The organism is Vibrio mexicanus (assembly GCF_001012815.1).
GTDB classification, from domain to species: domain Bacteria; phylum Pseudomonadota; class Gammaproteobacteria; order Enterobacterales; family Vibrionaceae; genus Vibrio; species Vibrio mexicanus.
In genome coordinates this window covers 1-7,443 of record NZ_JYJP01000031.1, presented here as the reverse complement: position 1 = coordinate 7,443, position 7,443 = coordinate 1, and the positions used below count along the sequence as shown (strand labels likewise).

The window sequence follows — 7,443 nt, the reverse complement described above, 5'->3', positions numbered from 1 at the left end:
CAGAGCGTCCAATGGCCATGGCGACCATCGCCTCGCAAATGGGGATTACCGCTAGCCCGATTGCTGCCGCTGCCGCGGTTGTGATGGCAACCGCCGCAGACAATAGTCTAGATATCGGCCTGGTTAACGTACTGATGGTTACCATTCCTGCGACCTTCATCGGTGTTTTGGTTGGTTGTCTCTGGAGCCTTAAGCGCGGTAAAGAGCTGGATCAAGACCAAGACTTTATTGAGCGCTGTAAAGACCCAGAGTTTAAAGCCCAGCTTATTGATGAAACAGAGTCAGATGAGAAAGATGGCCACGTAGGAGATCAAGCCAAGAAAGGCCTAGGCATCTTCTTAGCGGGTATTGCCACCGTTATCTTTGTCGCTATGTTTGGTAAAGATCTCTCGCTGCTGCCTGACGGTGTCAGTATGTCTGTGGCCATTCAGTTCTTGATGTTGTCTGTCGGTGCGGTGATTCTTCTCACCACCAAAGTGGATCCGAAGAAAATTGTCCACAGCAATGTGTTCATTGCCGGCATGACGGCGGTGATCATCATCTTCGGTATCGCATGGATGAGTGACACCATTATCGGCTACCACAAACCTTACTTAATCAGCCTAGTAAGCGATCTCGTGGCCGCGCACCCTTGGACCTTTGCCATTGCGATGTTCGTGGTGTCGGTGTTCCTAAAAAGCCAAGCAGCAGTGCTAACTATCATGCTCCCTCTTGGGTTTGCGATGGGTATTCCTGCTCCTGTGCTCATTGGTGTGCTACCGGCATGTTACGCGTACTTCTTCTTCCCGTTCTACCCAAGCGATCTGGCGGCCATCACTTTTGACCGTTCAGGCACAACGCAAATTGGTAAGTACGTACTCAACCACAGCTTCTTGTTGCCAGGATTTATTGGCGTGGTTACCGCAACCGCTGTCGGCTACGCGATCTCTATGGCGATAAACTAATCCTCTATTAAAGGACTGGCGATCAACTGTTCGCCATTTCTACAAAGCCCCACAACGAAAAAAAGCCAGCTGGTTCCCCAACTGGCTTTTCAATTTATGCTTTATCAATCGTGCTTAGAATAGCTCTTCAGCAACCTTGAATAGATCGTTGCGTACTGGGCGCTTCATGTTCTCGATTGCATCAATGATGTCGTGGTGAACAAGCTGCTCTTTTTGAATGCCTACACAACGACCACCGTGACCTTCCATCAATAGGTGAACTGCGTAGTTACCCATGCGAGACGCTAGAACACGGTCAAACGCAGTAGGACGACCACCACGTTGGATGTGACCAAGAACGGTTGCGCGAGTTTCGCGGCCAGTCGCATCTTCGATCTCTTTCGCTAGTTCGTTTGCATCCATCATCAGCTCAGTCAGTGCGATGATAGCGTGCTTCTTACCTTTCGCGATGCCGTCTTGGATGTTGTTGATCAGCTGCTCTTTGTCTAGGCCTGTTTCTGGAGTAATGATGTACTCACAGCCACCAGCGATAGCAGACATTAGCGTTAGGTCACCACAGTGACGACCCATGATCTCAACGATAGAAATACGTTGGTGAGATGAAGACGTGTCGCGTAGACGGTCGATTGCATCGATAACTGTGTTAAGCGCAGTTAGGTAACCGATCGTGTAATCTGTACCTGCGATATCGTTATCGATAGTGCCTGGAAGACCGATACATGGGTAACCCATTTCAGTTAGCTTCTTCGCCCCCATGTAAGAGCCGTCACCACCAACAACAACCAGTGCGTCGATGCCGTGCTTCTTCAAGTTCTCGATAGCTTTCTCACGAACAGCCACTTCTTTGAACTCTGGGAAACGTGCAGAACCTAGGAATGTACCACCTTTGTTGATTACGTCTGAAACACTTGAACGGTCAAGTTTCTCGATACGATCTTCGTAAAGGCCTAAGTAACCGTCGTGCACGCCGTATACTTCTAAACCTTCAGATAGTGCAGTACGAACTACGCCGCGTACGGCTGCGTTCATACCAGGTGCATCACCGCCACTTGTTAAAACACCGATCTTCTTAATCATGCTCACCCTCGATTTTTGGGAATCCAATTATTAATTTTTCTTGCGAGCTGACACCTATCGTCAACTCACTTAATCATTCTGAGTCTGCCTAGTATGTTACCTTCACAGGGCAGGAATACTACTGTTATTTGCACGAAATTACGTAACTTTTCTACTTATGTAAGAGTATTACAGTTTTACTTCGCGACTTTGTTGACTCACATCAGAATCACGTTTATTTGTTACTAGTTTGATAATTTGAACCACTAATTTAGCGCAAACCACCGAGTATCAAGCTTACCAGTCTTGGTTTTTCTGCTCTTTTTCCGGCCCCAACACCACAGAGTATGGATCTTGGTGAATCAATACATCCGCTTCAGGGAACGTTTTCAGTAGTAAGTTTTCAACTTCATCTGAAATGCGATGCGCTTCAATCAACGGCATCGTATCTTCTAACTCTAGATGAAGTTGAATAAAACGTGTTGGCCCTGACATACGCGTTCTCAATTGATGGACACCTAATACTCCCTCAACTGAGACACAACATTGACGAATCTGATCCAACTCTTCATCTGGCAGCTTTCTATCCAACAAGGTTTGAATCGCTTCTTTGACCATCTTGAAGGCACTATAAAGAATATAAGCACCAATACCAATTGCGAACACGGCGTCCGCTTGAGTAATACCGAACCAGCTCAAGCCCAGTGCCACCATAATGGCCGCATTCATATAAAGATCAGATTGGTAGTGCAGAGAATCTGCTGCAATCGCTTGGCTGCCGGTTTTGTTCACCACATATTTTTGAAAGGTCACTAGGCCATAAGTCACAACGATAGCGAACAAGCTGACGTAAACACCCAGCTCTGGTGATTCTAATTCGTGAGGGCGGAAGAAGCGGTCGAAGCCGTTCAAAATAAGAAAACAAGCGGAACCGGAAATGAACATGGCTTGGGCAAGAGCCGCCAAAGATTCAGCCTTACCGTGGCCAAAGGTGTGCTCACGGTCAGCGGGTTGCAGGGCATAGCGCACCACAATCAAATTGACGACAGATGCCGCAATATCCAATAAAGAGTCAATGAGAGAAGCCAGTAAACTGACCGAACCCGTCAACCACCATGCGGCAACTTTCACAATCAATAGCACAGTGGCAACGATGGTCGCTGTCCATGCTGCTAACGTCACCAGACGTGCATACTCGTGTTTCATAATCCATGACAAAGGCGTTGATTTACCCTAAGTATACCGCGCAAAACTTTGAATAAAAATGACGCACTGAGATAAGCATTCAAGTCTTACCAGTGAAACAAATGAAAAAGGCCACCTAAATGGCAGCCTTTTGTCGAACACACGATGAAATTATGCTTGCTTGTCACTCATGCGTTTCTGCATTTTCTCAGCACACTTGTTCATATGCTCTTGCTTAATTTCGCTGTATTTCACTTTTTGCTCTGGCGTTAGGATGCTTAGCACTTGGTGCTGACGCTCTAACATTTTCACGCGGCGCTCAGCTGCTTTTCTACCATCTCTTTTGCAAGATCATTCGCTGCCGCTTCATCAAACGTATCGGCTAAAAGCAGTTGGTTTACTTGTGCTTGATACGCTTGACGCTCTGCCATCATCTCTTGGCCTTTCTCACTGCGCATCTCTTTAAACTCAGCCTTCGCATTGGTGCGCATTTCTTTCAACTGGGTTTTCTGCTCATCTGTCAGATCAAGTTGGCGTAGGATTTTGTGGCCTGAACCTCCACGGCATTCACCTTTACCTTTAAAGTCGCCTTTGCCACCAAATGCGAAAGCAGTCGCACTACCAAATACTAAAGGAACAGCTGCTGCGGCTAACACTAATTTCTTTGTCATTTTCATATCATATACCTTCTAAAATAGGGTTATCAGGAAGCTGTTCTTCACAGCACAGGTACAGAATACAAACTGCAAGGTAAAGCGACGTATAGGGAGCGTAAATAATCGTAAAGAGCAAACTTTACCTTATCGAAGCCACCTCTTTCGCAGTATGATAAAAGAACTTCTGACAACGGTGATTAAGGTTAACTATATGGCGCACATTCTCCTGATCGATGACGATATTGAGCTTACAAGCCTTTTAAAAGAGGTGCTCAGCCTTGAAGGATTCGAGGTTTCAGAAGCCAATGATGGTGAAGCAGGTTTAGCCGCTTTGAGCGAAGATATAAACCTCATCCTTCTGGATGTGATGATGCCCAAACTGAATGGTATGGACACACTTAAGCGACTGCGTGAGAAATGGGAAACTCCCGTCTTAATGCTGACCGCTAAAGGGGAAGAGATCGATAGAGTATTAGGCTTAGAGCTTGGTGCAGACGATTACTTACCAAAACCATTCAGCGACCGCGAACTGCTTGCCAGAATCAAAGCCATATTGCGCCGCACTCAGTCAAAAGCGTCAAACAAAAACCAAGATGCCTTGGTCTATCAGGACATCGAAGTGTTTCCTGGTAAGCAAGAGGCCTACTGCCAAGGTCAACTGCTCGACCTTACGACCACTGAGTTTTCTCTACTAAGTCACTTTATCGTGAACCCAGGGCAAACCTTAACCAAAGAAACCCTCAGTTTAGATGTGCTTGGCAAGCGCCTAGCCGCCTTCGATCGCGCTATAGACATGCACGTCTCAAACCTACGCAAGAAACTGCCTGCGCGAGAAGATGGCAAGTCACGCATCAAGACCTTACGTGGACGCGGCTATCTATTAATTGAGGAAGATTAATGCGTTTGCCTCGAATCAAGAGCCTCTACGGCCGAATATTTGCGATCTTTTGGTTTACCATGCTGCTGGTGCTGTTGGCAGTACTCTCTCTGCCGCACCTTGATCCACGCAAGGCCCATGAGATCCCAAATGCTCATAAAGACAAGCTGATCGATATTAAGGAAAAAGTTGAGCACCGCTTTAAAGATGAAACCGATCTCGGTCGGATCTTGTTTCGATTGAACGATCAGAAGCGATCGTCGCGCGACCCAAGCCCTAGGCTTTATCTCACTGACTTAGAAGGCAACATTTTGACCACTAAGCGAGAGAGCCATTTTGGTATCCGTGCCCTACGTAACTTCGTAACTAGCCTGCCTGACGACTCGCCAAAACAGAAGCTCTATGGCAATTACATGATCGCTGGCCCAACGCCCATCACCTTGGCGGATCGAGAACTCAAACTGTATGTTGGTGTGCGCTGGAATCAACCGCCACCGCTACTATTGCGAATGTTTGATAAACCTATCCAACTGCTGTTTGCGGTTATGATTGTCAGCACCCCGCTACTACTTTGGCTAGCTTGGGTAGTCAGCCAGCCGGCAAGAAAGCTTGAAAGAGCCGCCAAGCGTGTTGCACAAGGGGAATTTGTGGCAGACCCTGAGCTTGAGCAAGGCACATCCGAGTTCAGACAAGCGGGGGCCAGTTTTAATCAGATGGTGGAAGCGGTCAATAATATGGTTTCGGGCCAACAGCGATTATTGTCAGACATCTCGCATGAGCTGCGCTCTCCGTTAACTCGCTTAAGAATGGCCAGCGCATTGGCGGTTCGCAAGCAAGGAGAAAGCCCAGAGCTTGAACGCATTGATACCGAGGCCCAACGCCTAGAGTTGATGATCAACGAGCTCCTCGCGCTGTCTCGTACTCAAGCAGACAGTCACCTACAACGTGAAACTCAACCGCTTTCTAGCCTGTGGGAAGAGATCATTAAAGATGCTCAATTTGAGGCAGAGCAGATGGGCAAAACGCTCAACTACTCAACACTGCCAGATTGTAAGCTTACAGGAAGCCCTAAACTGCTGATGCGTGCACTTGATAACATACTGCGCAACGCCATTCACTACGGCAAGGACCAAGTCGATGTGACTATCGTCATTAAGGGCGAAAATCTGCATGTGTCAGTTCAAGACAATGGTGAAGGCGTTCCAGAGGAAGAGCTCGAAGATATTTTCCGACCTTTCTATCGCGTTTCAACTGCTCGCGACCGTCATTCAGGAGGCACGGGACTGGGACTTGCGATCACGCAAACGGCAATTCGTCAGCACAGCGGTACTATCAAAGCCAAACGAGGCAAACTTGGCGGCCTACAAGTCGATATCGTTCTGCCACTGAGTTTGGGTAAATAGCCCTACAAAAACACAGTTGATAATAGATCTCATTATCATTTAAAGTAAATCCTTCAATTATGGAGGATTTACTATGTCTCACGTTTTCCCAGATCTACCTTACGGCTTTGACGCGTTAGAGCCTTACATCGACGCTAAAACAATGGAAGTTCATTACGGTAAGCACCATCGTACCTATTACGATAAGTTCATGGCTGCCGTTCAAGGCTCAGATCTAGAATCAGCTTCTCTGAGTGATATCTTTGCAAACATCTCCAAGCACTCACCAGCAATCCGTAATAACGGTGGTGGTTACTACAACCACATTCTTTACTGGAACTGCATGAGTCCAAACGCAGGTGGCGCACCTCAAGGCAAGCTGGCGGAAGAAATTGATCAAACCTTTGGTAGCTTTGAAGCGTTCAAAGAGCAGTTTACTCAAGCAGCCATCAACACCTTTGGTTCCGGCTTTGCGTGGCTAATCGTCAAGGGCGGTAAGTTAGTGGTGACTTCAACATCCAACCAAGACAATCCATTAATGGACGTAGCCGCTGACCAAGGTGAACCTATCCTAGCGCTGGATGTTTGGGAGCACGCTTACTACATCAGCTACCAAAACCGTCGCCCTGACTACATTGATGCATGGTGGAATGTGGTGAACTGGGAAGCAGTCTCAGAAAACTACACAGCAGCTATTGCAGCAGGCGCATAAGTTCTAAGCACTCTGCGATCAAACTATTTCCATCTCTCCTACTTGCGGCTTTATAAAGCCGCTTTATACTTTGTCCTCTCCAATCACCAAGTTTGAAGTAATCGCTATGTTTGACATCGCCCTTTATGAGCCAGAAATCGCGCCTAACACAGGTAATATTATTCGCCTATGTGCCAACTGTGGCGCCAATCTTCATTTAATTGAACCGTTGGGTTTTGATTTAGAAGAGAAGAAAGTGAGAAGAGCGGGGCTCGATTATCACGACTTGGCAAGAGTAAAGCGTCACAAGAACTTGCAAGCATTTATTGATTACTTGGAGCAAGAGCGCGAAGGCCCTTACCGCCTATTCGCTTGCACCACCAAAACCACAGGTCATCACGTGGATGCTAAATACCAAGATGGTGATGTTCTACTGTTTGGCCCTGAAACCCGTGGCCTGCCAGCCGATGTGATTGAGAGCCTGCCAATGGAGCAGCGAATTAGAATTCCTATGATGCCAGATGCGCGCAGCCTCAACCTCTCTAACGCAGTGGCTATCATCGCCTTCGAAGCTTGGCGACAAATGGGCTTTAACGGCGCAGTTTAATCGCAGACGATAAACACGAAAAAGGCACGCATAGCGCTGTCTCTT

7 protein-coding genes and 1 pseudogene are annotated in these 7,443 nt (G+C 47.3%); 5 read left to right on the top strand and 3 right to left on the bottom strand.

What is annotated here, in order from left to right:
- On the top strand, positions 1-944 hold a 944-nt coding region (locus UA76_RS06385; protein ID WP_047044123.1), incomplete at its 5' end, for an anaerobic C4-dicarboxylate transporter family protein.
- 114 nt (positions 945-1,058) lie between these two features.
- On the opposite strand, the gene pfkA is transcribed toward UA76_RS06385, so the two are convergent.
- The 3 genes and pseudogenes from pfkA to UA76_RS06370 form a co-directional block, all read right to left on the bottom strand.
- The gene (pfkA, locus tag UA76_RS06380) at positions 1,059-2,021 is read right to left on the bottom strand and encodes a 6-phosphofructokinase (protein WP_047044121.1); all 963 of its coding nucleotides are present in this window, start codon (positions 2,019-2,021) and stop codon (positions 1,059-1,061) included.
- A 276-nt stretch (positions 2,022-2,297) separates the two neighbouring features.
- The gene (gene fieF, locus UA76_RS06375) at positions 2,298-3,206 is read right to left on the bottom strand and encodes a CDF family cation-efflux transporter FieF (RefSeq protein WP_047044119.1); all 909 of its coding nucleotides are present in this window, start codon (positions 3,204-3,206) and stop codon (positions 2,298-2,300) included.
- A gap of 150 nt (positions 3,207-3,356) precedes the next feature.
- Positions 3,357-3,862 (bottom strand): annotated as a pseudogene (locus tag UA76_RS06370) (CpxP family protein).
- Between the two features lie 190 nt (positions 3,863-4,052).
- Between UA76_RS06370 and UA76_RS06365 the strand changes: the two are divergent.
- The 4 genes from UA76_RS06365 to trmL all read left to right on the top strand — a co-directional run bounded on the left by UA76_RS06365 (position 4,053) and on the right by trmL (position 7,398).
- Complete coding sequence (locus UA76_RS06365; protein ID WP_047044117.1) at positions 4,053-4,739, top strand: response regulator; 687 nt, start codon at positions 4,053-4,055, stop codon at positions 4,737-4,739.
- Positions 4,739-6,121: an envelope stress sensor histidine kinase CpxA gene (cpxA, locus tag UA76_RS06360; RefSeq protein WP_047044115.1), complete on the top strand. Its 1,383-nt coding sequence runs from the start codon at positions 4,739-4,741 to the stop codon at positions 6,119-6,121. The genes UA76_RS06365 and cpxA overlap by 1 nt, the downstream gene beginning before the upstream one ends.
- 73 nt (positions 6,122-6,194) lie before the next feature.
- Positions 6,195-6,812 carry a superoxide dismutase gene (locus UA76_RS06355; RefSeq protein WP_047044113.1) on the top strand — a complete coding sequence of 206 codons (618 nt, stop codon included), beginning with the start codon at positions 6,195-6,197 and terminating at the stop codon, positions 6,810-6,812.
- A 106-nt stretch (positions 6,813-6,918) separates the two neighbouring features.
- A complete protein-coding gene (gene trmL / locus UA76_RS06350; protein ID WP_047044111.1) occupies positions 6,919-7,398 on the top strand; it encodes a tRNA (uridine(34)/cytosine(34)/5-carboxymethylaminomethyluridine(34)-2'-O)-methyltransferase TrmL in 480 nt (159 codons plus the stop codon).
- Positions 7,399-7,443: the final 45 nt, after the last annotated feature.